The 25732-nt window shown below is 50.9% G+C and carries 22 protein-coding genes and 3 pseudogenes; 12 read left to right on the top strand and 13 right to left on the bottom strand.

Features of this window, described 5'->3' with window-relative positions; translation table 11 throughout:
- The first annotated feature begins 241 nt into the window (after positions 1–241).
- Positions 242–1045, top strand: coding sequence for a DUF4225 domain-containing protein (locus HF650_RS24490; protein ID WP_187802919.1), 804 nt, complete (start codon positions 242–244; stop codon positions 1043–1045).
- Here the strand turns inward: HF650_RS24490 and HF650_RS24485 are convergent.
- The 3 genes from HF650_RS24485 to HF650_RS24475 form a co-directional block, all read right to left on the bottom strand.
- Positions 1035–1352, bottom strand: a complete 318-nt coding sequence (locus tag HF650_RS24485; RefSeq protein WP_187802918.1) for a hypothetical protein — start codon at positions 1350–1352, stop codon at positions 1035–1037. The two genes, HF650_RS24490 and HF650_RS24485, sit on opposite strands and share 11 nt — an antisense overlap.
- Before the next feature lie 97 nt (positions 1353–1449).
- Positions 1450–1638, bottom strand: coding sequence for a hypothetical protein (locus HF650_RS24480; RefSeq protein WP_187802917.1), 189 nt, complete (start codon positions 1636–1638; stop codon positions 1450–1452).
- A 77-nt stretch (positions 1639–1715) separates the two neighbouring features.
- Positions 1716–2495, bottom strand: coding sequence for a TraX family protein (locus HF650_RS24475; protein ID WP_187802916.1), 780 nt, complete (start codon positions 2493–2495; stop codon positions 1716–1718).
- A gap of 447 nt (positions 2496–2942) precedes the next feature.
- On the opposite strand from HF650_RS24475, the gene HF650_RS24470 reads away from it, so the two are divergent.
- Complete coding sequence (locus HF650_RS24470; RefSeq protein WP_187802915.1) at positions 2943–3374, top strand: hypothetical protein; 432 nt, start codon at positions 2943–2945, stop codon at positions 3372–3374.
- 230 nt (positions 3375–3604) lie between these two features.
- Here the strand turns inward: HF650_RS24470 and HF650_RS25510 are convergent, their stop codons facing one another.
- Positions 3605–3733 (bottom strand): hypothetical protein, encoded by a 129-nt coding sequence (locus HF650_RS25510; RefSeq protein WP_256433042.1) that lies wholly within the window; start codon positions 3731–3733, stop codon positions 3605–3607.
- Positions 3734–3864: 131 nt separating this feature from the next.
- On the opposite strand from HF650_RS25510, the pseudogene HF650_RS24465 reads away from it, so the two are divergent.
- The 3 genes and pseudogenes from HF650_RS24465 to HF650_RS24455 all read left to right on the top strand — a co-directional run bounded on the left by HF650_RS24465 (position 3865) and on the right by HF650_RS24455 (position 5803).
- Positions 3865–4452 (top strand): annotated as a pseudogene (locus HF650_RS24465) (recombinase family protein).
- 713 nt (positions 4453–5165) lie between these two features.
- Positions 5166–5348, top strand: a complete 183-nt coding sequence (locus HF650_RS24460; protein ID WP_187802914.1) for a type II toxin-antitoxin system HicA family toxin — start codon at positions 5166–5168, stop codon at positions 5346–5348.
- A 47-nt stretch (positions 5349–5395) separates the two neighbouring features.
- Positions 5396–5803 carry a type II toxin-antitoxin system HicB family antitoxin gene (locus tag HF650_RS24455; protein ID WP_187802913.1) on the top strand — a complete coding sequence of 136 codons (408 nt, stop codon included), beginning with the start codon at positions 5396–5398 and terminating at the stop codon, positions 5801–5803.
- Positions 5804–6120: 317 nt separating this feature from the next.
- Here the strand turns inward: HF650_RS24455 and HF650_RS24450 are convergent.
- Positions 6121–6407, bottom strand: a pseudogene (locus HF650_RS24450) (transposase); the annotation flags it as partial.
- Positions 6408–6719: 312 nt separating this feature from the next.
- On the opposite strand from HF650_RS24450, the gene HF650_RS24445 reads away from it, so the two are divergent.
- On the top strand, positions 6720–7520 hold the full coding sequence (locus HF650_RS24445; RefSeq protein ID WP_223284355.1) for a Shedu immune nuclease family protein: 801 nt from the start codon (positions 6720–6722) through the stop codon (positions 7518–7520).
- An 85-nt stretch (positions 7521–7605) separates the two neighbouring features.
- Here HF650_RS24445 and HF650_RS24440 read toward each other — a convergent pair.
- Positions 7606–8029: pseudogene (locus HF650_RS24440) on the bottom strand (DUF4158 domain-containing protein); the annotation flags it as partial.
- 253 nt (positions 8030–8282) lie between these two features.
- Between HF650_RS24440 and HF650_RS24435 the strand changes: the two are divergent.
- Both HF650_RS24435 and HF650_RS24430 read left to right on the top strand, forming a co-directional pair.
- The gene (locus tag HF650_RS24435; protein ID WP_187802911.1) at positions 8283–9110 is read left to right on the top strand and encodes a ParA family protein; all 828 of its coding nucleotides are present in this window, start codon (positions 8283–8285) and stop codon (positions 9108–9110) included.
- Positions 9111–9401, top strand: a complete 291-nt coding sequence (locus tag HF650_RS24430; protein ID WP_223284354.1) for a hypothetical protein — start codon at positions 9111–9113, stop codon at positions 9399–9401.
- Between the two features lie 114 nt (positions 9402–9515).
- Here HF650_RS24430 and HF650_RS24425 read toward each other — a convergent pair whose 3' ends face one another.
- A complete protein-coding gene (locus HF650_RS24425) occupies positions 9516–9878 on the bottom strand; it encodes a hypothetical protein (protein ID WP_187802910.1) in 363 nt (120 codons plus the stop codon).
- Between the two features lie 707 nt (positions 9879–10585).
- The gene (locus HF650_RS24420) at positions 10586–11326 is read right to left on the bottom strand and encodes a DUF4145 domain-containing protein (RefSeq protein ID WP_187802909.1); all 741 of its coding nucleotides are present in this window, start codon (positions 11324–11326) and stop codon (positions 10586–10588) included.
- Positions 11327–11849: 523 nt separating this feature from the next.
- On the opposite strand from HF650_RS24420, the gene HF650_RS24415 reads away from it, so the two are divergent.
- From HF650_RS24415 to HF650_RS24400, 4 genes are all read left to right on the top strand, one after another.
- Positions 11850–12635, top strand: a complete 786-nt coding sequence (locus HF650_RS24415) for a tyrosine-type recombinase/integrase (protein WP_187802908.1) — start codon at positions 11850–11852, stop codon at positions 12633–12635.
- A 56-nt stretch (positions 12636–12691) separates the two neighbouring features.
- Positions 12692–13876, top strand: a complete 1185-nt coding sequence (locus HF650_RS24410) for a HEPN/Toprim-associated domain-containing protein (protein ID WP_187802907.1) — start codon at positions 12692–12694, stop codon at positions 13874–13876.
- Positions 13877–14019: 143 nt separating this feature from the next.
- Positions 14020–15111, top strand: coding sequence for a hsdR (locus HF650_RS24405; RefSeq protein WP_187802906.1), 1092 nt, complete (start codon positions 14020–14022; stop codon positions 15109–15111).
- Between the two features lie 305 nt (positions 15112–15416).
- Positions 15417–16070, top strand: a complete 654-nt coding sequence (locus HF650_RS24400; protein ID WP_187802905.1) for a hypothetical protein — start codon at positions 15417–15419, stop codon at positions 16068–16070.
- Between the two features lie 3 nt (positions 16071–16073).
- Here the strand turns inward: HF650_RS24400 and HF650_RS24395 are convergent, their stop codons facing one another.
- From HF650_RS24395 to HF650_RS24375, 5 genes are all read right to left on the bottom strand, one after another.
- The gene (locus tag HF650_RS24395; protein WP_187802904.1) at positions 16074–16865 is read right to left on the bottom strand and encodes a hypothetical protein; all 792 of its coding nucleotides are present in this window, start codon (positions 16863–16865) and stop codon (positions 16074–16076) included.
- Positions 16866–16873: 8 nt separating this feature from the next.
- The gene (locus HF650_RS24390) at positions 16874–21454 is read right to left on the bottom strand and encodes an RHS repeat-associated core domain-containing protein (RefSeq protein WP_223284353.1); all 4581 of its coding nucleotides are present in this window, start codon (positions 21452–21454) and stop codon (positions 16874–16876) included.
- Between the two features lie 2 nt (positions 21455–21456).
- Positions 21457–21888 carry a DcrB-related protein gene (locus HF650_RS24385; protein ID WP_187802903.1) on the bottom strand — a complete coding sequence of 144 codons (432 nt, stop codon included), beginning with the start codon at positions 21886–21888 and terminating at the stop codon, positions 21457–21459.
- Positions 21885–23813 carry a type VI secretion system tip protein TssI/VgrG gene (gene tssI, locus HF650_RS24380; protein ID WP_187802902.1) on the bottom strand — a complete coding sequence of 643 codons (1929 nt, stop codon included), beginning with the start codon at positions 23811–23813 and terminating at the stop codon, positions 21885–21887. Before tssI ends, HF650_RS24385 begins: the two co-directional genes overlap by 4 nt.
- A 546-nt stretch (positions 23814–24359) precedes the next feature.
- Positions 24360–25480, bottom strand: a protein-coding gene (locus HF650_RS24375; protein ID WP_187802901.1) for an IS3 family transposase whose coding sequence is annotated in 2 segments (ribosomal slippage) — positions 24360–25222 and positions 25222–25480 — 1122 coding nt in all. Because the reading frame shifts where the segments join, the coding sequence is not laid out codon by codon here.
- Positions 25481–25732: the final 252 nt, after the last annotated feature.

Genomic DNA, 25732 nt, shown 5'->3' with positions numbered 1-25732 from the left:
AGCGGGTTATGGCTTGGCAGGGATGGAGGGGTTGATAGCCACAGGCTATTACGTTGCCGGCTGCGCCGGGCACTCCGGCGGATGCAGGAACGGAGTCATCTTCAGCCTGATTTCCGCCTGTATGTGCCGCAAGCGGCACATTCCAGGTCGCGCTGCGCACTGCTCGCGCTCCTGACACACTGTTGCCAAACTCGTCAGGAAGGATATCTTTAACTCTCACATCACTGACAAGGAATCCAGAATGGATATTGCACTCTTTCCGGGACAGCAGGGTCGACAATGGGCAGACACCATGATCAACCTCGAGGTCCGCAAGCTGGTTAATACTGCAAATATTGTTGGGGGGAATCATCTCCGCGATGGTCTTGCGCGCATCAAGTTTATGGATGACATAAAGTCTTTCGTCACTGAGCAATTCAGCGCCGCACGTGCAGCAAAAAACAATGATGAGTGCATGCAGTGTATCCAAAATATTCGTGCCGAGAATGACAGTCTCCTGCAGCAGAGCCAGATGCTCAGAAACAGGTCAGCGCAGCTGTATGCAAAAGTTGAGCTGGTCAAAGAAGACAACAAAATCGTGGGCTATATGATTTCGGCCCTTAAGGTCGTCGCGGCGGGCGTCCAGATTGCGCTGGGCGTCGGGGCTATGATGTCCATGATGCCCGTGGGTATGCTGGCCGGGGCTATTCTGGTAATTGATGGCGCCAATGATATTTCCCGTGAAATCAACCGCCAGTTTCTGGACATGCCTCAGTCTCAAGGTATGGTGGCCGACGGTGTAATGGACATTGCACAGTTCATGGGATTCCGCCGTGAGTCAGGTCTGGGGGTTTACGAAGGTATCAATCTGGCAGCCAGTATTACCACCGTTTTTGGTGCAATAAGAAAACCGGATGCATGGAAGCTCTTCAGGTGGCTCCCGCTGGATTTTTATCGCACAGTAGATGGCATGAACCGCGCGAAACTCACCATGAAGGTTATGGGCTGGGGCGTTTCGGCAAAAGTCGTGTTTGACCTTATGTCAAACTCGCCGGCTAAGAACTGAGGCGCTGCTTTTCAAAACGCCATGCTTTGTATGTAACGACCGGAGGCTGAAAGAACCAGGCGATTAGCAACACTATCGCCAGAGAAATGCCTCCGGAAATGATGTTGTGCCTTGCAGCAAAGGCGATTAAGGCGATGAACATCAGCGTAACCCCGAGCGTGATGCCCAGCACAACCCTGAAACGTTTACCAAGCTCGGTCACAACGCTCTGAAGCGATGAGCCGTATCGCTCAATATTTTTGTTGAGGTAATATACTTCCCTTTCCGTAAAACCTGATTCGATCAGGTCTTTTTCAAACCCGGTCATGCTGCCTCCTGAACCCACACATATTATTTTTGTTTATCTTACCCTGAAGAAAAGTGCCTGAATACCCGGCACTGTCTGAACAACTGCGGGACAGAACTCACATCACCGGAACAACCGATATGATGACCCAGCTGGCCAGCCCCTGTCGATGAAACCTCAGCGTGTCCCAGCTGACTGCGTGCTCCAGCTCTTCGCTGGTAGGCTCATGATCGCATTCAAGCAGGGCGTCTTCTGTCTGCGTTTCCCCGTTGCTGCTGTGCTCATACGTTATTTTGTAGATTGTCATCCTGGCTCACTCCCGCTTTTAAAATATGCATGTCGTTCCGGTGATAACGCGCCTCATCCGGACATTCAGTTCCGCGTCTACAGCAAGCATAGCCGGGTTATCAGCCCAAGAATAAAGAGATGACCGGCATAAGCCATGTAGAAGAACCTCGGCGGCATGAATCGCCGATCGCGGCCGTCTGTCAGTGTGCGGACCAGACCGACCGCGGCGGCCGGCAGAAGACAAGTGGGCAGGATGGACAGTATTACCACCGCTGCCGGTGCCTGTGTGGCATGCTGACTGTTGATCGCCATAAGCGCGACGATCGCCATCAGGGCAGCCACTCCGGACAGGCGTCCCGGTGGTGAATGCAGGAACGTTGCCAGCGAGAGAGCCAGAACCAGCCCCGACAGACCGTAACTGGCGAAAGACAGCGGCCAGACCATCAGGCTGAGCAAAACCAGCCCGGCAGCCAGACCGCGCATCCGGAAGCGGTGATACCACGCAAGCAGCTGCGTCGCGCCGGCGAATACGAACAGAATGTTGAGGGCATACCACGGGTCGTGCCCGGCAAAGGCGAAGGAGAAGACCGGCTGCGTGACGATCGCCCACAGCCACACCCTGTTTGCCCGCGTCTGGAGCCGGTGCGGATTGTGAAGCACGTTGCGCGCCCAGATGAGCACGAACAAGGGGAAGGCCATGCGTCCCAGCGCGTAAAGTTCCGGCTGCAGGTGTGGCAGCAGCAGTGTGTTCGTGTGATCGGCCAGCATGGCCAGCAGGGCGAGCACTTTCAGCCAGTCCGCCGCTGCGGGGCTTAAGTTCAGTCCGGCCCTGATCTGTTCCGGTAACGCCTGTATTTTCGCACTCAGTGTGTGCATGATATTTATCCCGTGATGAATCAGGCCGGCAGGCACGGATAATATAATCCTGTGCCCACCGCCAGAATGCTTTGCCTTTATAAGGCGGAACAGATGCGCCGGACTTCTCCAGTATTTTACGGGCAACGGATTCTGGCTTATCCCGCAGTATTAACATTGCCTTCATTTTATCTTTGTTATCAACTGCCGCTCTCAGTAACCAGAAACTGTTCATAATGCACTGTATAGAAAATTAATAATAACTGTTTTCGGCATTTAACTTAAAAAATTTATTATTAATTGCTACGTATACAAGGAGTTGCGACAGGTCAGGTTATATTCTTAACAAAAGTAAGTCGCCGATTGCAGATAATTATTATCCCGGCGGGGTTAAAACGTTCTCCGCATTGTACTAAAATTTACGTTACTTTATTATAGATAAATTATTATCTTAAATGAGGTTTCAAGGTGAGTAAAAAGAAGAGAAGTGGTTTAAAAATCTCTGGAAATCCACAAAAACGACAGGCTATGGAGAAGGCGGACATGTCCCTCAAATCAGAGGGAACCAGACGGAAAGCCTTACTAATGTCTAAAGAGGGTGAGTGTAAAAATGAAATTCTAAGATTGATGGAGCTTTTCGAAGAGCAAAACTCCGAATCTCCTGGATTCCTCTATGATGAAACACCCTATATGATGATTTTAAGTACAATAGTTATACATCGCGCAGGTTGTGAATTAAATGGCGAGCCAGAGAAATATAACATTTCTGAACAGCTTGATATTCTAGAAATAACACCTGCTATTAGATCAGAAATTGAATGTTTCCTGATTAAAAACAAGATGGATAAACCTGAAACCTGGTCGATTTTTGATAAGAAGTCAGGGTTAGATACTCAGTGAAACTGGAGCGCGGGGCAGTTTAACGGGAATCCGACGAGGGATAACAGCTTGCATGTTAGCCGTCGCCGGATGCGTCAGCAAAGACCACGGACAGACATTCATACACGCTCGTAACCAGCTCTGACGAGCCGCTAACGCGGAGCACCAGTAAAGTGATTTTGTGGAGTAGGGTGAACAAGAACTGCCGCTCTGAAAGAAGAAAAAGCCCCGCAGGGCTTTAAATTACTGGCTTACTTATTTGAGGATTTACTCGGTTTCAGCTTATCAGTATTGCCCGGAGTTTTTTTATTATCGCGCTGGCGTTTATCCGGTTCCCCTGTTGATTCGGCAATACGTTTAGGACCAGGTTTCAGACTCATGGTGATTCTCCTTTGCAAAAGTAAGAGATAACTGCTCTGACCTCATTGTCTACTTTTTACTCTTATTCCCTTATTATTTCAATGTATACTTTGCGTACGAAACCGACCTGTTTCGTACAGGAAATAACTTCATGTCACGCGTTTTTGCCTACTGCCGGGTGTCCACCTGGAGCAGAACACTGAGAACCAGCGACTGGAAATTGAAGCTGCTGGATTTATCGTCAGACCTCAGCGACTGATCGAAGAGCAAATCAGTGGCTCGGTGGCCGCCAGTGAACGCCCTGGTTTTTCCCGTCTGCTTGACCGTATGGAAAATGGCGATGTATTGATTGTCACCAAACTGGATCGATTGGAACGTGATGCAATTGATGTGCGAAAGACTGTACAGCAACTGCCGGAATCAGATATCCGGGTTCATTGCCTTGCTCTGGGCGGTGTTGATCTCACCAGTGCGGCCGGAAAGATGACAATGCAGGTAATTTCAGCGGTAGCAGAATTTGAACGTGATCTGCTATTGGAACGAACCCATTCAGGCATCATACGTGCCAGAGCTGCCGGTAAACGCTTTGGTCGTCCACCTGTACTAAATTAAGAGCAAAAAAAGCGTACTAGAACGAATCAAGTCTGGGGCAAGTATCAGTAGCATTGCGCGGGAGCTCAGAACGACACGGCAGACAATTCTCAGGGTGAAGACAAACTCAGACCAGATAGTAGATTAGACGTTAGGTAATAAAAAAATCAGAGTGACAAAGGGTAACAGTAACGAGACAGGAACGTAGGGAGTAACCAGATTGATTGTTATACATAACTTTTACAACTGACACAGCCACTTCACTATGTCAGTTATGGTAAAATCGACTAACAGCAGGATTTAAGAAGACAGATGGCATTACTGGATTTCGCAGATTCAATATGTCATGTCAGAAAAGATACCTGCTGCGTGCTAAGGAAAGGTGCAAAAAAAGAACCCGAAGGTTCTCTTTTTTTGCTTCGTTCAACGATTCGCAGTCGCTGCCTTAGCCCGAAAAACGTACCATTGTTCACGTAATTCGTTATCTCAATAACAAGTCAATGTTACCTTCTGGGTAATTTGACGTCAACGTCAACGTGAGCCGGTACTCCATATCGTTTGTTTGGAGTTGAGCTATGACTGAAGTGCTAACGGCCTTCATAAATGCGCTTCTCACAACTCAAGTGCTGACAGTCATTCTGTGTCTGATCTTGCTGGCACTGATGGTTGTACCGCATTTTTTATGATTACACTGGCGCTCAAAAAGCTGGCTTAGGCCAGCTTTTTTCTATAACTTGTTAAAATACATAGCTTTTGACCCTCCCCTTCTAATAATAACCACTATACCTACTATAAATTTGACACATCAAATTGTGGTGGTTATAATACCCACGATTTGATTACGTGGAGGCATAGTGATGAATGAGTAGTGGTGAACTAATAAAGAAATTGACACAGGCGGGTTGGGTTCATGTCCGCACTAAAGGTTCTCATCATATCTTTGAAAAAGATGGTGAGTTAAATCCAAAAGTGGTACCCCATCCGACCAAGGATCTGGCTGTAGGCACATTACACAAGATACTGAAGCAGTTGGGCGAAAAATAGTAAGGGGGGCGTGTAATCGCACGCCGCTTTTTAAAAGAGGAAAGGCTATGAAATATCCAGTTTACTTACATCAGGCAGAAAGCGGCACGTTCTCTGGTTTTGTACCAGACATTGCAGGTTGCTACTTTGCTGGCGATAACATCGACGAAGCAATCGCCGATGCTCATGCAGCCATCGATGCGTATCTGGAGTATCAGAGTGAAAAAGGCAGAGAAGTGCCTGACGCTGGTACAATAAATGATTATAAAGATGATGAAGATTGTCGTGGCGGCATCTGGGGGCTCGTTGATATAGATACTTCTAAATATCAAGGTAAAGCCGTAAAATTAAATATTACGTTACCTCAGAATTTATTAAGTAGAATTGATACATATGTCAGTAGTAATGGTGATTACACAAGTAGAAGCGGCTTTCTGGCTGAATTGGCTAGAAGAGAATTATTAAAGCATTCTTGATCTAATCTAATCCATTTAATCAAATTACTAGCCCGCAAATGCGGGCTTTTTAATTTTAAATTAAGTCAAAATAATTTCACCGTCACAGTTTAAAGGGCGATTAGTCAGGATAATGCCTTCTGACATTTTCTCCTGGATTCCTTTCTCTTTCGAATCAACTTACAGTAATTGTTATCCGTCACGACCTGTTCTGCAATGATATATGAACGCTGTGCGCGAGCTAAACAGAACAACTCCGAAAAAACGAACCGTCAGGCGATACGAAGACGAAATTTAAACTGACGGAGAAACCATCATGAGTATGAAACTGAATACCCAGATTCCCGCTTCTGGTCTGTCGTCAGTACTTTCGCCCCAGAGCCACCTGAAGTGCCTCCTTATCCAGCATGGCTTCGGCAGGCAGCTTCTTGAGTCTGGCGTTCTCTTCCTCAAGGGACTTCAGGCGCTTAACTTCGGACACCTCAATACCGCCATACTTTTTACGCCAGGTTTAAAAGGCGACGTCGGAAATGGCGTGCTTGTGGCAGAGCTCTTGGGCAGAAACGCCGCTTTCAGCCTCGCGGAGGATGCTGATGATCTGTTCGTCGGAAAAGCGCTTCTTCATAGGGATGTCCTCATGTGGCTTATGAAGACATTACTAACATCGCGGTGTATTAATCAACGGGGAGCAGGTCATAATCTGCGTCAAAGCTTAGTGCAACAGTCGCTGACCTTTTTTACCGTAGTCATTTGTGCATATCTTTTTGTACACAGCATTTTTGGTAAAATAAAACTGAATCAATGGTATGATATAGAAAGGGAATCCTTCTGTTACAGAACCCCGAACCGATTCGTGGCATGATAGAATTTTTTAGCCGCTAAAATTCGGTTCCTCAAAATATGACTCCAACTAATTTAAGATGGAACTGCTATGTACATGAATGGTCAAGAAGCGGAGCAGAAAAGAAATGAATATTTGCAGTTACTTGATAGCAATCAAGTAGAACAAGTATATCAAAATTACTTAGAAAATAATACTATGTTTATCCCAAGAGAGTTTGAGCAAAATCATGGGATTCATTTTTGTACCGTTTTTAGAAAGTTACCATTATCTAGTGATTATAAACCAGATTTCGTATATCTTGCAAAAAGCTCAGATAATTGGAATGTGATTTTTGTTGAAATAGAAAAGCCATCCTCAAAATATTTCAAGGAAAAATCTACAGAATTCCATGCGGATTTTAATGCTGCGCTGCAGCAAATAAACACATGGAGAGCATGGATTGATGAAGAATCCAATAAAAGTCACTTTAAAAACAATACATTGCAAGGGTTTATTGAGCCAGCTCATATGGCCAGAAATCCTTTCTATTTCAAATACGTATTGGTTCATGGACGCAGATCGGAATATGAGGGGAATGCCCTTAAGACTTCATTAATTAGAAATCAGCAAAGAGATGATTTTTCAATAATATCTTTTGATAGCTTGGCAGAAAATATAGAAAGAAAATACCCTCTTTACGTTGCCGTTAAAAAGAATAGTTACTATGAATTAATATCAAATGAATTCGTTGATGAAGGGATATTCTCATGGATGAATACAGATTTGCTTGCCATATCGAAAGGGATACGAGATGATGCCATGGCTAAATCAGCTAATTGGCACCATTATCATATCAATGAAAAAGGAAGAGTAAAAGTAATGGATGAGGTGCTTCCAAAAATTAAAATAATCTAATTAGAATATATTTTCCACACAATGATCTTATGCTAAAGAGGCAACTACGGGAGACTTCTTCGTAGCTGCCTTTTCGCCCTGTATTTAAAAATAGATCTTTATCGGTGCGCGTCGGCATCGACAACAAGTGCGTAATACACTCCTGCTGTATTTTACCGGTGAACGCCTTTACGCCAAGATAGCGGTACAGTTCGGTCAAATGCTCACGCCGGGTCGTATCCCAGCCGGAAAGGTAAGCAGGCCAGAGATCCCCGGTAAGCTTTAGACTGCTGGCGATATGCTTCAGCAACTCATCAGAAGGTGGGGTTTTTTATCCGGGGCAAAGCCGACATTTTTCAGGTAACAAAGAAGGGCGGCAAAACCACAACGGCTGCCAGGTTTACGGTGAGCACTGATAAGTGCCACATCATGCTCACTGAAACAGGCCATTCGGGTCAGCGTATCTCATCAGCTGGCAATGCCAGTAGTGATTCTCTTTCCGACAGAGAAAGAATCTGCCTCCTTGCCATATCGTTTCCCTCATAAATTATTCGATGCGGTATTTTTAACAAAAATGGTTATCGCATAAGGGTGCCCCCTATTGCGAGAGGTAAGCCTGTTTCTGAACAGGCTTACCGTACAATAATTCTATATTCTAAACTGACCCCAAATACAATTATCTGGCAAATGTTTATGAAATACTTGTGTATTACATTTGTATCGCTATAGTAGTGCTATTGAATGACAGGCGTACTCTTTTCTTTCTTCACAGAGGAACAGTTGATGGGCTTACAAACTCCACCCCGCTCCACCAAAATCATAGCGATTATGAATAATAAGGGCGGACCAGGAAAAACGAGCACCGCCACCAATCTGGCCGTGACACTGGCACTTTCCGGTAAACGCGTACTTGCGATTGATTCAGACCAACAGGCCAACTCGACTGAGGTGCTGGCGAACGGGAAAAAGTATTATTCTCTGTTTGGACCAACCATATGCGATTTGTACAACGATCCCCGTTTAGATATCAGTAGCGTCATTATCCCTGCAGTTGCAGGCGATACAGAAATACCGAATCTTGACCTGATACCATCAGATCCGTCATTTGAGAAAATTATTGAGCAGTCACTGACTCGCAGCCACCGCGAAAAAATTCTCTCCAGACATCTGCAGAAAGTGCGTAATGAATATGACTACATCATTATTGACTGCGCCCCTGGCCTGAACATCGCAACCGGCAATGCGATCTATATTGCAGACCATGTACTCGTTCCAGTTGACGGGGGAAGTTTCTCGCTGAGTGGTCTTGAAATCATGCTCGACTATATGGATGAAATATCTGAGCAGGATTACGCTCAGTTCAGCGTATTCCGTAATAACTATAATGCTGCCAACAAGAAAATTAACAGTTTCATTGATAGATCACTGACTGAACACCCCCGTATTGCCCCAAGAATGCTTGAAACACGCATCAGAACTGACCAGGCGATTGTACAGTCACAGGTATCCTGCGTTCCGCTTTATTACTACCAGAAAAGCGCTATGGCGCTGAATGATTATCGTAAGCTTGCGCGTGAGATAGAAGCGCTGTTTGAAAAAGAGGTGGCCTAAATGAGTAAAGAACTTAATCGCCCTGCAATGGTAAAGCCTGACCGTTCATCTCCCGGCAGTAACGGCCGCCTGACTAACATCAGCACAAAAAAGAAGAACACAACAGGTGAAAGCCCGAAGACGGTAAGAATGACTCCGGCTGAGAAAATGCTGGCGCAGGAGCTGGTTGAACAAATCCAGGCGCTTACTCATAAAAACATTACCGTTTCCACGCTCTTGCGTGCAGGCTTGTACCTCGCGCAAAGTGCAGGACCTGAAAAGGTATTAAAAGCAATAAAAGAAAACATCTGATGTATTACTTTTGAAATACATCAGTATTTCTTTTGTAATAACAGGGGTTGATCTTTAATCAGTCTCCCCCTATTATAGTTGGCAGGGTATCTCCACAATACCCTTACCATATCTTCAGCAATAAAACTTACGCATTAACCAACGCCAGCCGGCAGGTAAGGTACATACAAAAGCAGCAATCGCGAATGTGGCGATTCCTGTTGCCAGACCTGCCGGGTCCTCTGGTAAACCAGCCCAGTGTAATACCTGAACAACCCAGGCCACCATTGGTGTATTCCAGAAACTCTGGATGGTCGCGAAGATAGCCCCGGCAAAAACGTCGACAATGAAGTCTTTTTTCCCGCCAGATTTGCCTGGTTTACTTCCGCCAGAACCATGCTCAGGTTCATGGCTGTTATGGGGGAAGCCAGAAGGACTGTTCTCCACCGTAACCGGCGCATGGTAGTGGTGGGTATTCACGTTTATTGTAATATTCATATACTTCTCCTATTAAGTTTATTTTAAAGACTTTATTTTTTCGTACATACAAAGTTTTCATTAGAGAAACCTTTTTTGATGTTTTTAAAGAAATGGCGATTACCGCCGGTATAATGTTGCTATCAATATCTACTTCATTTAAAGCTCCTTATCTCATAAATGAGATTCCTGTTTTGGACGCACTAATCCTTCCGCTCATACTGGAATATTAAATCGCGCGATGCCAGTTAAGGGCAAAAAAAAGCCCCGGACGAACGCCGGGGCTTGTGTTGACTATTTCAGTCAACAGCAACAGGACACCTGACGTTATTATTATTATTCTGGGTTGCCCTGGTCTGTTGACCCTGGACTGTTTCTATCAGTCCTTCAGAATAAATACATAGTACTTCTTCCAGAAATTAAAATCAAGAAGTCAATACCTTTTTTGGTTTGATTGCTCGATTTTTAACCAAAAATAAACTTATATTTTAGTTTGTGGTGTTGACTAATGTGATTAACATGTACTAAATGAGGCTGGATTGAGTTTGTTCCTCTTTCTTCTTTTTCTATCTGTATCTACTGAATACTCTCTCTTCACATTAACGGGAACGGTATACACAGGTTCTGAATATAACCATAATCAGTTCTGTATATTTACTCTTTCAGTGTACCTGTACTATTTCTTATTTAATCTATATTTCTCACTACCTCGACCACCTTCAAATGTCTCATTCTTTCTTTCCGAACCTGTCATTTAGCCTTCTGGTCAGTACTTCAATGGATTCTTTACGTTCTGAGAAAATATCACTCACGACATATTCCATTATCTCAAATGCATCCTCGATATCACTGATCTTAACTTCGTCATAGGTATGACTGCCGGCATTTCCAAGAAACTTGATGGCCATTAACGGTCCGGCATAATCTGCATAGTTGCCGGGCAGGTGCTTTTCTAGTCGATCATGTAGCACAATCCGTTTGCCTTTTTCATTCAGCTCGGGAACCCCGATGGCAGTCAGCAGACGTTCGACAGTGATCCGAATAAGGTTAGCTGCAGAGCCGGGCTGAGCCAGATAAACATCAAAGGATGCAACAAGCGGCTTTGAAATTTCAAGGGGACATTTTTGATTAATTATGAAAGGGTTAAGTGGAGGAACGAAGTTCACCGGCGTATATACACGATAATATTGTCGGCCCTCTTCATCCCAGTCTTCTTCATTGCCACTTGTCCCTGAGCAGATCACCACTTCTCCGCATTGTGGGCGGTAGCATTCCGCCATACAGCTAAACACACCTGATAATATATCGGGTTCAGACCATTCTTCCTTCCATAATTGTTGGGATTCATACGATTGCGCCTGATGCAGCGTTTCTTTTTTTATCTGCAGCGTCAGTTGTCCGCAGTTCGGGCAAGGCCATTCAATTTGCAGACAGTCGTAAAACGTTTTCGAAAGCTTGTGTATAGCCATTTTTTATACCATTTTCAGAGGATTAGGTTCATACCTGCTGCATTCGCTCACAGGTCAGTGGGTTATGCACTCACCATACGACACGGCCCCGTTATGACAAAACGAAAAAATGTCCGACATGTCCACACCTGTGAATACGACCGCATCTTCTCTGGTCGTCTTTCTTCCGCTTTCCGTTTTCCGCTATTTCCGGCAACCGGTACGCCTGTGCGGATTTTCGCGCGCTGCCACGATATGTTGTGCCTCCCCTGCCTCCGCAGTCCCTTATCCAGGCAAAAAGGATCCTTTCCGGATCCTTTTACGATCATCTCGTTGAAAAACTTATTTCCGTTTTATGGTATATTTCCAGAAACCGGAAAATCAGCGCGCACCGCTCTGCGGGTTTTTTCAGTAGCGGCCTGACGCCGGAGTGGTGAAAATAGCGCCATACCGTAACCAGATTGCGCTACGTGAAAAATACAGCGCCGGCAGGGGGATTCCCTGCCAGATTTCACGCAGCGTCATCTCCCTGTTGTGAGGGTTAATGAATCAGCTGACTGTGCATCCCGCTCACCCTGCACATGCGGGTGATCACTTACCTGCCCCGTTCGATTACGGCCGGGCACTGGCGCTGCGCGAAATGGCGCGGCACTACACTGACCTGCCCCGCTACCTGCTGGCACCGGAAATTGCGGCCCTGCTGCATTACCTTCCCGACTGGAGCCAGCACGCCCTGATCAACACCCTGTGGAACACCGGGGGCCGCATCAATGAAGTGCTCGCGCTGCGCCGCCGGGATTTTCATCTCAACGACGAAATACCCCATGTGGTGATCCGTACAGCCAAGCAGCGGCGCGCCGGCGGCGGCCGTCCCAGGAAAGGCAAAAGTGCCAACCGGGTGGTGCCGCTCTCCGATCCGGTTTACGTGGACGAGATGCGCCGGCTGTTCGCCAGCACGAAAGAGCGTTTTGAGGATGACCCCATTACCGGTGAACGCCGGGCGATGCCGGTGTGGGCGGTCACTGACCGGACCGTGCGCAACTGGCTGAACCGCGCGGTCGATGTTGCCGGCCGTGACGGAGTGTTCTTCAGCACGGAAATCTCACCGCACAGTTTCCGGCACAGTTTTGCCATGCACCTTCTCTATGGCCATGTGCATCCGAAAATCCTGCAGGGGCTGCTCGGGCATGAAAAATCTGAGTCGACAGAGGTTTATTTGCGGATCTTTGCGCTGGACGTGGCCGCCGGTCAGCAGGTCCGGTTTACACTGGACGCATCCGCGGCCGTCGCGCTGCTGCGTAACCGGCCTTCTTCCTTTGATGATGGTTAAGGAGTGTTTATGTCCACCTGGTCCGGTGTTGAAGTCGGGGGTTTTCCCTGCAAGAGGTGCAGAACAGCTACGGCATCTGGTTTTTTCTGCCCGGTGACCGTGTCAGGGAGATAAAGCAGGACGGCAGCGGGCAGAAATTCCCTGAAGGGTCATTCATTGGTTACCGTGCCACGGCCGGACAGATCCGACGGCGTATGGCGCTGCAGGGCTATGACATGGCCACACTTGACGCCCACTTCACTGAGCAGCTTGCCGGGGCAGTCGCCAGCCTCCAGTCTCAGCTGGATGAGGCTGTATCACAGCGAGGCACCGCTGCATATTACGATGACATCATCCCGTTCCTGGAGAAAACGCTGGGCGCTATTACCGGTACCACACTCCGTGACTGGCTGGCGTTGCTTCCCACCGCAAAAGCCTGGCCTGCCGGCGGAACGTGGGAGAGTAACTGGCGCGAAACCGGCACGCCCCTTCTCACTGTGATGATAAGTTTTCCTTTTTTCGCGTCACCCTACTGTACAGAAGGCGATTTCAACTTTCCCTGCAGTGATGCGTGCTTTTATGACCTGGCTGTCCTGAGTCTGTTCAGTGACGACACGACGTGTACCCTGGACATCACCGAGCTGGTTCAGAACGGGTATGTTGATGATTTTCACGACCTTGAGGAAATCAGTGCGAAGGCCAGCCTCCCCTGCCGCAGCGTTCTGGCCTCGCTTGAAGACTTCAGCAGGCTCTCTGACAGCGCGCCCGGTAATGAGGTATTACAGCGAATGTGTTACTCGGGCATCATCACTGCCCTGGAAGCGTATCTCGCAGACATCATGAAGCGCTCTGTTCAGGAAGAGGCCATCAGACGCAGGTTTGTGGAACGCTATAAACCCTTTCAGAATGACATGAAGCTGGACATGTCCCGGCTGTTCATTACGCTGGATAAGATCGACAGAACGATTGCTGACACGATTGATTCCCTCTCTTTCCATAATCTGGAAATGGCAAGAGGGCTCTTCAGGGATGTGCTGCTGGTTACCTTCCCGTCTGAGGAGCGCGCTTTCCTGAACCATGCTGTTGGGGTGCGTCACGATATTGTTCACCGCAACGGCAGACAGACGAGTGGTAAACCGGTAGCGGTTGGTCATCCGGAAGTTATCAGACTTGACAGTGCCGTGCGTCACTTAATCGTCTCAGTTGACGGTCAGATCCTGGACAGCCTTAAACTGCCTGATGAAGCCGGTGAAAATGAATAAAAAAGAATTACATATGTATTTCTTATGTAGTTTTTTTGAATTCAAATGTATTGCTTATGAATTTCAGTTACAGCCTTTTTCCCGGGAACTGTCTGAAGCTGCTACTCCCGGTCGGACTACTGGCATGAGGAATGGATGACGGTATGAAAGAAGACAACAGGAAAGATCACCCCGCGCCGGAACTGTCTCCTGAAGTCGTGGCGCTGATAAACAATGGCATGGCTTTTCTTGATAAGGCCATAAGGGAGTTAAAAACTGCGCCTAAATTCTCTGTCGTCAGTTTCTGGACGGCAGTGGAAATTATGCTGAAAGTGCCTCTGGCACAGGAGCACTGGACGCTCGTCTGCAGCGGAAGGAATACCCGGCGGAATGACTATGTGTCCGGAGAGTTTCAGTCGATCACCTTTAAGGAGTCCTGTGAGAAGCTGAGGGACGTACTGGAAAAACCGGTTCCCCAGACAACCCTTACAGCCTTCAATGCCGTTCGCAAGCACCGTAACCGCGTGGTGCATTTTTATCATGATGCCTATACCCAGGAAGAGATTAACAGGCTTCTTTCTGAGCAGGCCAACGCCTGGTTTGCACTCAACAGACTGATGCGGGATGACTGGAGAGATCTGTTCGAGGGTGCGCTGGGAAATCTTCTGGCCAGAGATGAGACCCGTCTCCTGACACAGAATAATTTCTATGCTGCCGAAAAATTTGAGCAGATTAAAGAAGATATCAAGACATACAAGTCGACCGGTCACCATATAAGTAAATGTCATGTCTGCGGGCAGAAAGCGGTTATCCAGGAACAGGTTGCAGAGCATGACAATCAACGGTTGCTTTCATTCCATTGTCTGGTCTGCACAATGTTAGGCGGGAGCAAGCTGCAATTTCACTGTCCACGCTGCGATGCACCTGCGCTTCTGCTATCCGACGACGGGGATGACAATTTTAAGTGTTCGCACTGCGGACATGCAGAGACACGCTACAGGATGCTGGACACTTCCTCCTACAGAATTGACGAGAGAGCCCATGCGCCAGTGCCGGCCGGATGCTGCGAATGCGACGGTTATGATACTGTCTGTGAATTCGGAGAGGGTTATCTTTGTACCGCGTGCCTGACATATTTTGATGCGCTTGAGCAGTGCGGACACTGCAGCTATTACAGCAGTGAGGTGAGTGAATTCAGCGCTTATGGCGGATGTAATTTTTGTGAAGGGCACCGGGACGCGTGGGATGATGACTAATCATTTTGCCCCAGAACCATACGAATGACAGAAAACTCCAAACGGAAAATGAATTACAAATGAATTACCATTGTATTTCATAAGTATTCTCTTTGAAGCCGTTCGCTCAGAACAGCAATGAAGCTTGCTGCCAATGATTTTGTATTTCTTATGTATTACAATATGAATACCAGAGACATACGTATGTATGCACTAGAACGCGCTGTCATGACTCATCGTACAGGGCAGGCCAGCGGTCAGTAAAAATGAAAAGATTACTTATGTATTACACTTGTATTCAAATCTGATACCTCACGGAGCCAGATATGGAGATGGTCCGCAAAAATGCCCCCAGGGGGCTTCATGTACGAACGCTCACTACCGATGAACGCAGCGCTGTCATAAATGTGTTCGGCGGGGGTAAGCAGAGTACCGCGAAGGAAAAAAAAATAGCGGCTGACATTTTGCTGGAAATGGACAAGCGTGAACTGCTGATCGCCTGTGACTGCATTACCGGTGATTTACGGCCGTATAACAGCAAGGTTGAAAAGACCTTCATCCGGCATCTTAAAACGTCGGCACGGCATGATAAGGGATGCCCTCTGTACCATGTTAAAAAGCCGGGTAAACACGCCGGTGGCGATGACGGCAGGAACGGTCGCATAGCGCCCCTGGTTCCTGCAGGGCCGGACGATCTGTTCACCCGTAAAACCACGCCCGGTCAGGTGGGCAGCGGGGGGGCTGAAGAGGGCAGACGTCGCCGGATAAAACTGAAGCCTGTACCTGCACTTGGACGGATACTGATGACCATTCTTGAAGGTGCGGACATCAATAAAACCAGCGTCCTGCCGATGACCGCGTCTCCGGGTCTTACTGCCTCCCTGCAGGCTGTCACACTTTTCCTCGATTCATGGCCGTGCAGCAATGGTCTCCCCGCCTTAAAGATAAGAATAACTCATGTATTCCAATATATATTATGAATCTTACGGCAACCTGTTGCTACCTCTTCTGGGACTACATTTTTTCCAAGAAATTAAAACCCCATGCATCCCGAGTTCATTGTTTATACTTTCCAATTGATTGTCCTGAACAATCCAAAACCATTTCTCATTTACACTGTTAATTTTTTTTAGTATACCCCATTCATTTTTTTGTATGGCTTCGCACAATGTTGATTCGCCAATCATAATATCTAAATGAGAGGGATTAATGACATTGACGGGGTATACTAACCGTAATTTTGTTGAATTAAACCTTGCCTGCCCCTGAAATCGACCATCAACTTCTTTATTAAAGGCCATTGCATTTTCCCATGGAAAAAGCTTGACCATATTCTCTCCAATTGCATAATGATAGGCATCATATACATCGGCACATTTATAGCCTATTGCATAAGACGCAGCATTATTTTCAAAAAACCTTTCTAAAAATAAAAATAAATCTTCAAGACTATCACCATTGTATTGAATATTTATATGGAAAAAGCCTCCGAATGTTTTTGTTGAATATCCGAAAGCCGCTTCCCAGGGGGTACCCTTAAGACCTTCATGATAAATCCGGAAATCTTTAGCTTCACCTTTATCTAGCGCATATTTGAGTTCATCCAGACTTTTCTCTATAAAATCAATATCCTCTTGGCTTCGATCTCTTCGAAACGCATAGTAACCTTGTGCATTTATATCAGATTTTATAGTTTCAAAAAAACGAATACCTTCATTAAGCGCACTGGAAGGTGTAATCTCTTGTGTACCATAAATAGCGAAACCGAAAGTCATGCTAACTCCTATATACTTTCAATCAAATCATCTAATACAGACTTAATATGGTAAGCATCATAATGGTGTTTAAACAGAATTATTTCGCCCTGTTGTGAAGGAGGGAGGTTACTCATTGCCGTCTGGTTCCGAGTAGTTAATGTCGGTAACTTTTTGCCCATATCTGTTTTTGATGCAAGTTCTATCGAGTGTGTTTTTCCGTTTATATCAACGGCCATAATGTCAGGTCTTCTTCCGGAAACACCAGGTCCATGCGCAAAGCTATAAGACCTGTTCAAATAAATCTCTTTAAACTTACCACTCATAGCAAGTTTATTTGCAATAACTTCTGAGAATTGATCATGGCCAGGCGTTTTATCGACTTGCCCTTTGCCATATATTTTAACTCCATTGACTTCTCTAACTGGACATGGCGCAAGTCCAAAAGGATCTATCTCCGTAAGAGGATCACCCACATAGCTGTAGGTATTCAGCCCGCCCGCTAACCCAATCGGGTCCATCTGGGTGTAACGACCGGCGACCGGGTCGTAGTAGCGGAACAGGTTGTAGTGCAGCCCGCTCTCGCGGTCGAGATATTGCCCCTGGAAGCGCAGGTTCTGCGGCACCTGCCACTGCGGTACGCTGAGTTCGAGCTCCGTTTTGCCCCAGGTGCTGAACTGCCCGCGCCAGACGGTCTGGCCGTCAGCGTCCGTTACCCGCTCCGGCAGGCCGTTCAGTTCGGTGTGGTACCAGTAAATCCCGCAGTCGTCGAAGACGCTGTCGATGCGGGCCAGCGGCTCGTAGCTGCCTTCGGTGTAAACGTACTGGACGTAGTGGTCCGGCTCACGGTCGCTCTGTTCACCTGCCAGCTGTAACCCCTGCCAGTCGAAGCGGATGGTTTCCGGGTCTTTATCACCGTAGCGCCAGAGCACCTTATGCGTCCTGCGGCCCAGCGGGTCATAGCGGTATTCCACTTTGCTGAACTCGCTGTTCCCCTCAAAGCGAATCTCTTTTACCCGCTGCTCATCGTCATACATGAAATGCTGCACCACGCCGCTTTTATCCTGACGGCGCGTGAGCCGCCCGAACCCGTCGTAATCGAGCTTCAGCCCGCCGAGGCGCAGCAGCAGGTTGTGCCACACCGGGTTACGGTGTTCTTCGGTACGGTTGCCTGCGGCGTCCCAGAAGAAGCGTTCTTCCTTCTGCGGTTCGACGACCTTTGTGACCTGGCCCGCCGCGTCGTAGCCCCACAGGTACTGGCTGTATTTTTCACCCGGCGTTGTCGGCGTGGTATCGGTGTGTATCTGCTGAACTATCTGGTCGGTGCGGTCCCAGCGGTAGCGGCGCTCGAACACCAGCTCCCGGCGGGCGTCCAGCACCGTACGCTGGGTGATGCGCCCCGCGGTGTCGTAACGGGTCTCCTGCGAGAGCACGCCCTGGCTGCGGGAGATTTCCCGGTGCAGGCGGTCTCGGCCATAGGCCGCCAGCGTGTGCGTCGCTCCGCCGTGGCGCAGCTGCATCTCCAGCAGGTGCCCGGTGCCGTAGCGCAGCGCCGCCAGCTCGCGTCCGTCCGGGAAACGCGTGCTGCTGAGGTTGCCGAGCGCGTCGTACTCGTACTCAAACGTCCCGCCGTGGTTCTCCTCGCTCACCAGCTCGCCCGCGGCATTGCGGGTGAAGACCAGTACGGCGTCCCACTGCGGTTCGCGCTCTTCCAGCAGCGCGGTGCGCCATTCGGCGCGGGTGGCGCGGCGAATTTCCAGCGACAGCGTGTCGTGACGGTACTCGGTGCGGTGGTCGGCGGTTTCCCGCGCGGTCAGGCGCCCCAGCACGTCATACTCAAACGCGGTGACCAGCGGCGCCTCCTGGCTGCCCGGCAGCGGATGGCGAATCACCTCCGTCACCTGGCCCAGCGCGTCGTGGCGGTACTCCGTCAGGCGGCCCGCGTAGTCGCGCTGGCCCGTCAGCCGGCCCGTGGCGTCATACTCAAACCGCCAGCTCTCGCGGTTCGGGTTAATCAGCGTCGTCAGGCGGCCCAGGCGGTCGTAGCGCAGGTGCGTGAGATGACCCGCCGGGTCGGCGGCGCTCACCACCTGCCCGCGCGCGTTGCGCGTGACTTTACGCTCGCGCAGCCCGTCGTCGTCCTGCCCGCACAGCAGCCCGGCGCTGTCATATTCGTAGTGCGTCTCGCGGCCGTCCGCCCGTCGCCAGGTCTGCAGACGCCCCGCCGCGCTCAGCGTCCAGCGGTCGGTGTTGCCTTCGGCGTCGCCCGCGCTCAGCGGCCGTCCCGCCGCGTCGTACAGCCGGTGGCTCTGGTTGCCGGAGCAGTCCTCGTCGCGCACCAGCTGTCCGCGCTCGTTCCACCAGAAACGGTGCGTGTTCTCCAGCGCGTCCGTCTGCTTCACCAGGTCGCCCTGCTCGTTCCACTCAAAGCGCGTCACGCCGCCTTTCGGGTCAGTGAGCGAGACCACGTCGCCGCGCGCGTTGTACTCATACTGCCAGGTGCCGCCGTCCGGCAGCACCTCCTTCAGCGGGAACGCGAAAACCGGGTGCCAGGTGGTGAACGTCCTGTTGCCGAGCGGGTCGCGCACTTCCGTCAGGTTGCCGTGCTCGTCGTAGCCGTATTCCCAGCGGCTGCCGTCCGGCGTGGTGGCCGCCTTCAGCAGTTCGGCGTAGTCCGCCCACTCGTAGCGCCACACGCCGCCGTTGCGGTCGGTGAACTCGGTGATGCGATAGAGGAAATCCCAGCAGTGGCGCGTTGAGAAGCCCGCGTCGCAGCTCACCGTCGCGCAGCGTTTCGCCTCGTCGGCATCGATGCGCCAGCGCTCCAGCACGTTATCCTGGTCATCCAGCACCTGATAACTGCACACGCGCCAGTTGGGCGCATCGGCGGCGGGCTGCCACTGATAATGCACGCTGAGGTTGGTGGAGTAGCTGTGCCAGCCCATCATGTCGCTGGCGCGGTCCCAGCCGAAGCGGCGCGTGACGATGCCGTCGGCGTCGGTCACGTCGGTTAGCTGGCCGTGTTCGTTATAGCCGTAAGTGACCAGCAGGCGGCGCTCGCCTGCGCAAACCTGATGTACGCTGGCGAGACGGCCATGCTGTTTCTCATAGGCAAGCTCGACATCCAGCGATTCATTGTCACCGGAAATCCGCACCAGTTTGCCGTGCTCGTCCCAGGCGTAGTGCTGACAGTTCTCGTGACGATCGTAGATGCGGAACAGGCGCCATTCGCCGGGGTTCGTCGGGTCCGGCTCATAGACATGGTATTCACCGTTCGCCATCTGGAGCATCAGCGTACCGGTCACGGTGTAATAGAGCGTGATACCATCTTCGAGATAATCCACCACGTCGCCGGGGGTCAGCTCGCCAAAGCCCAGATCGCGGCCTGACATATCGCGCCAGATAAACGTATTGTCCTCAAGGCGGAAGAAGCGGGTCTCGAACGGCAGCAGCCAGCCGGTGCCGAGCATACCGGTCGCGAGATTGCGGCTGTTGTAGATGCGCTGCCAGATAAGCGGAATACGATCTTCGAGCGTGAAATCGCGGTCTTCCTCGCCCGCAAGAATTTTCGCACCGCTGGCGATATCCACCGGGTGCTGCGTGTGGCGCGCTTCGCTGCCAACCTTCCCGGCCTGGATCATCCCGAGCGTGGCTAGTCCCATTCCGAGATCGCCGGCGAGCTGACAGCAAAACGCCTTGAGTATCTGGCGGCTGAAAATCGTCTTCAGCAGGCCTTTACTGAGATTGCGAATAATTCCCGGCCCGAGGCTGCCGATGGCGTTACCAATAAGCCGCGCCCAGAAATTTTCACCGCTGCGGATATCGCGCACCACAATGCTCTCGCCGCCGATGCGCACGCGCGTGTTCTCTTTAACTTTTATCTTTGCTTCGCAGGTACTGCGATCGCCGTCACGACAAGCAGGCTGACCGTTGATCAGCACCTTTTTCGAGCCTTCCGCCAGGAAGCTACCGCCAGTAACCGTATGGCCTTTGGTACACTCAACGGTATCCAGCGGCGCTTCTTTAGCAAAAGGGCTGGCCCCCGCCACGACCGGCTGGGTTAAGTTATCCCAGACGCTGCCCGCAAAATTTTTCACGCCCTGCCAGCCACTGCTGGCAATCGCGTTTACTCCCGCCGCCAGATTATCAACCGGGTGCAGCGTAAACTGCGCCACTTCGAGAATGGTAACGGCCGTGTTTATGGCAAACGCTTTCGCTTTATCGGAAAAGCTCTCTTCCGGGATAGGTGTATTGAGATAATCATGATCGACCGTGCCCGCCGCACGGGCGGCAGGGAGGTCCATGATATGAACGTTGTGCGAGCCACTGGTAATAAGGGCATCCGGTGGTCCACGCCAGCCGAAGAAATCCAGCACGGCATCGACACCCTGGCCGACCATATCGCCTGCTTCCTCCGCGACGCCGCTGGTGAAGACAACGGCAATCAATGCAACGCCCGCGACCGTGCCAAGCCCGGTCGTCATCATTGCCGTACCCGCGGTAAAGGCGGCAAGACAGATGGCCCCTTCGATCACACCGCTGACAACGTCGGCGAGCAGAGAGCTATGGATGAGTGGATCCTGATAACGGGCAGCTAACGGTTGGGACACGCTTATGCTCCTTCCCCTGGCATAAACTCCAGACCCGCTTTAATGGATTCCCATAACGCCAGCGCGTCTTCATCAAACGGCGCGGTGCGGCTCATGGCCATCACCAGTAGATGATCGTCAAGCATCGTGGTCGCCAGCTGTTCATGAACCGTTACGCCGTGGTTTTCAAAACGCAGGGCGACTTCCTGTGCGGGCCGGCCACCGACCTGGGTGGCCTGCACCTCTCCGCCGGTAAACTTCTTCATGTCGCGTTTGATTTTAGCGACCTGGCTTTTCAGGTACGCCTCTTCGTCGCCAGGCTTCACGTCCCATGCACGGGTCAGCACCAGCGACGCGCCCGCTTTCGGTAGTGACAATATTGTCATGCTGCGATCCTGCACCGCTTCCGGCAGCGTCAGCGTCCCTTCTGATAGCGTATATTTCACGTTGCTCATGCCTGCCCTTCTCCGTCAGGGGTAAAAGTTTTTGCCACTTCGTTCTGAATATCTGCGGGTGTCGGCGCCACGTTTGTCGCTTTGTCCGGATCCTTGAGATTCAGATCGAGCGTACCGCCGGTGTTGATTTGCCCCGTACCGCTGGCATTGATCGCAAACTTAGTACAGTAAAGGTTGACCTGGCCGTTCGAGCCCATCTCCAGCACGGAATCGCCCGTCACCAGACGGATGCCTGTTGCGGAAGAGATAGTCACCATCCCCTGGCCTTTAATGTCGTACTGGCCGCCGACCAGCTCGTTGCGGGTCATCTGAATCGCGTGCTCGTGTTTTCCTTCCACTTTGCCGGTGTAGTCCTGCTTGATGGAAAGCAACTGCGAACCGCCGACGCTGTGAGTCTCGTCTTTCTTGATGCTCGTATCAAGGTTGCGCTCGGCCTGTAGCCACACCTGCTCGGCACCGGCTTTATCCTCGAAGCGCAGGGCGTTGGCGTTGTCCGGCGAGCCGTCCTTCGAGCGGCTTAAAAAACCCATCTGCGTCGCCGCCGCCGGCAGCGACCACGGCGGCATGCTCGCCTCGTTGTATACGCGCCCCGTTATCAGCGGGCGGTCCGGGTCGCCGTTGATGAAGTCCACAACCACTTCGTCACCCACGCGCGGTATCTGTACGCCACCGAAGCCCTGACCCGCCCATGCGCTCGACACGCGCACCCAGCTCGAGCTGGTGTCGTCGCCCTTCGACAGCCGGTCCCAGTGGAATTTCACCTTCACCCGACCATATTTGTCCGTCCAGATGCTCTCGCCCTGCGGGCCCACCACCTTCGCAGTCTGCGGGCCGTACGTACGCGGCCACGGCGTCTTCTGCGCCGGGCGGTACGGCACGTCCGCCGGTATCACCTCAAAATGCGTTTCGTGCACCGTATTGCTGTCCGCCCCGCTCGCGTAGCGGTTCTCCTCGAAGTGATATTGCGCCGCCGTGGTAAGGTATTCCCCGTTGTCACCGAAGAACGGGGCGTTGTGCAGCACGAATGTGTGCCCCGGCGCGATGCCGAGCGCTGTCGCTGCGCCCCGCGTCTGGCGGTGCTCCACCTGCCATCTCTCCTGGCGGATGCGGGCATAGAACTCCCCGTGACCGTGCTCCACAAACCGGCCCGGCCAGTCATAGACGTCAATGCTCCCTGGCTGTGGCGATTTTGGGTTCTGCCGCGCCTGGAACAGCCACGCGTTCGGCTTGCGGAAGTCGTAGTCGTCGAGGCTGTAGATGCCCGGAGTCACGTTATCCTGCAGCGCCCACTGGCTGATACCCTCTTCATCCGTTGTACCGCCTGATGGCGTCACGTGGTACGGAATAGCCTCGTAGCCGGGAAAAGGCTTGTACTGGCCGGGGGCATCGGTAAGCACCAGCGTGTGGCGGTCCTGCTCATGGCGGAAGTGATAAGTGATGCCCTCCAGCTCCAGCAGGCGACTCATGAAGTCGAGGCTGCTCTCCTGATACTGCACGCAGTACTCCCAGACCCGGTAACTGCCGGAGAGCCGCTCCTCGACGTTCACCTGGCTCTCGCCCAGCAGCGTTTTCACTATCTGCGGCACCGTCTGCCCCTGGAAGATGCGCAGATTGCGGTCACGCTGCATCGGCCACAGGTCCGGCTCCACCGTCAGCTCGTAGGCCGCATAGCGGGTACCCGACATCTCCACCGCGCTTACCGCAACTCGAGTCACCTTACCGTTGAGGTAACGCGGCGTCATCAGGGCCTGAGTCGGGATGGTCACCGTCACCGGCTTGCCCAGCAGCGCGCTGCGGTCGGTACGCGCGTCAGTCCCAAGCAGCGCCAGGGTGAACATGAACGGCTCCGACAGCGACTCGCGCCCGGTAAGCTTCCAGAAAAGCAGCCCCTCGACCGGGAGCTGAACGGTGATTCGGTTAAGCATAACTTCCATCCCTATGTGTATATGCGCTGCAAACCAGAGCCGGAGACATCCATCTGGCTATGCCCCGTAGATCACAGCACAGCAGTAAATGACGCATACTTTCACGCTTCCGGCCGCACAGCAGAAACTCATTGCAGTTTTAGTTAATTTCATATTGCAGGGCTGAAATTTCATAATATGGCTACCGCCGGCGAAGCCTCCGCAGAGGTTAAGCCCTATCAGGAAATGTCAGGTAGCGAAGCGGCAATAAAGGCCATATACAAACGACGCGCGCGCGGTGCAAATATACCAATAAGAAACTTCCCGGAAAACCACCATTATTCTGCATATACAGATTATTCTGATTCCAGTACAAACAAGTATTGATAGCTGGCATAAATTCCGGAGAACAGCAGGCTGTTTTTATGGAGGACGTCTCTAATAACGCACTGAAATATTCATGAAAGAAAGAGGATTTTCTTTTACTGGCCGCGCTGAGAAAGCGCTTTATATGAAAGGATAATATTTAGCTTAAGGGTGACCTGCCCCTAGGATTAGATACAACCTTCAGTTAGTAATGTCAGTTGGTTTTTCTTCAAATTTCCCGTTTCGCCAGCCCGCTGCAAATTCAGCCGGCGTGAGGTAATTCAGCGATGAATGTGGTCGACACTCGTTATAATCCTGCCGCCAGTCATTAATTATTGCCCGGGCATGTAGAATATCGCTGAACCAGTGCTCATTCAGGCATTCATCCCGAAAGCGGCCATTGAAACTCTCAATAAATCCGTTTTGCGTTGGCTTGCCCGGCTGGATTAAGCGCAACTCAACACCATGTTCAAAGGCCCATTGATCGAGCGCGCGGCAGGTGAACTCCGGGCCCTGATCGGTTCTTATCGTTGCAGGATAGCCACGAAACAACGCAATGCTGTCCAGAATACGTGTCACCTGAACGCCTGTGATCCCGAATGCCCTGGTGATCGTCAGACACTCCTTCGTGAAATCATCCACGCAGGTCAGGCACTTCATCCTGCGGCCGCTGGCAAGTGCATCCATGACAAAATCCATCGACCATGTCAGGTTCGGCGCATCCGGACGAAGAAGCGGAAGCCGCTCAGTCGCCAGTCCCTTGCGGCGTCGCCTGCGTTTTACACTCAGGCCGTTGAGATGATAGATGCGGTATACCCGCTTGTGGTTGACGTGAAGGCCTTCCCGACGCAGTAGATGCCAGATGCGCCGGTAACCAAAGCGGCGGCGCTCAAGTGCCAGCTCTGTGATGCGTAGAGACAGCTGCGCGTCAGCAGCCGAACGCTGAGCCGAGTAACGGCAGGTCGACAGGGACAAACCTGCCAGCCTGCAGGCACGACGTTGCGACAGACCTGCGGCCTCACACATGACTTCCACGGCTTCCCGCTTCTGGTCTGTCGTCAGAACTTTCGGCCAAGAGCTACCTGAAGCGCCTCCTTATCCAGCATGGCTTCAGCGAGCAGCTTCTTGAGGCGGGCGTTCTCCTCTTCAAGCGACTTGAGCCGCTTCACTTCGGGAACTTCCATGCCACCAAACTTCTTGCGCCAGGTGTAAAAGGTAGCGTCTGAAATAGCATGCTTACGGCAGAGTTCCCGGGCTGAAACCCCGGCTTCTGCCTCGCGGAGAATACTGATGATCTGTTCGTCGGAAAAACGCTTCTTCATGGGGATGTCCTCATGTGGCTTATGAAGACATTACTAACATCGTGGTGCGTTAATCAACGGGTAGCAGGTCAGTCCGCTATGAGCGAGGTGCGGAAGTAGCCACTTTTGTGGTCTGCTCAAATTGACTACACAAACAGGTGTAATTCAATGTACGTGGAACTAAAACGTGTATGCCTACTTTCTAACTTCCTGCTCTTTCAGGTCTGTGTGCATGACACGACCGCGTGAGCTTAAAACATCTGGCTCGTTGAT

The organism is Kosakonia sp. SMBL-WEM22, assembly GCF_014490785.1.
In the GTDB taxonomy this organism is placed as follows: Bacteria; Pseudomonadota; Gammaproteobacteria; order Enterobacterales; family Enterobacteriaceae; genus Kosakonia.
This window is presented reverse-complemented; position numbering and strand designations above follow the sequence as displayed.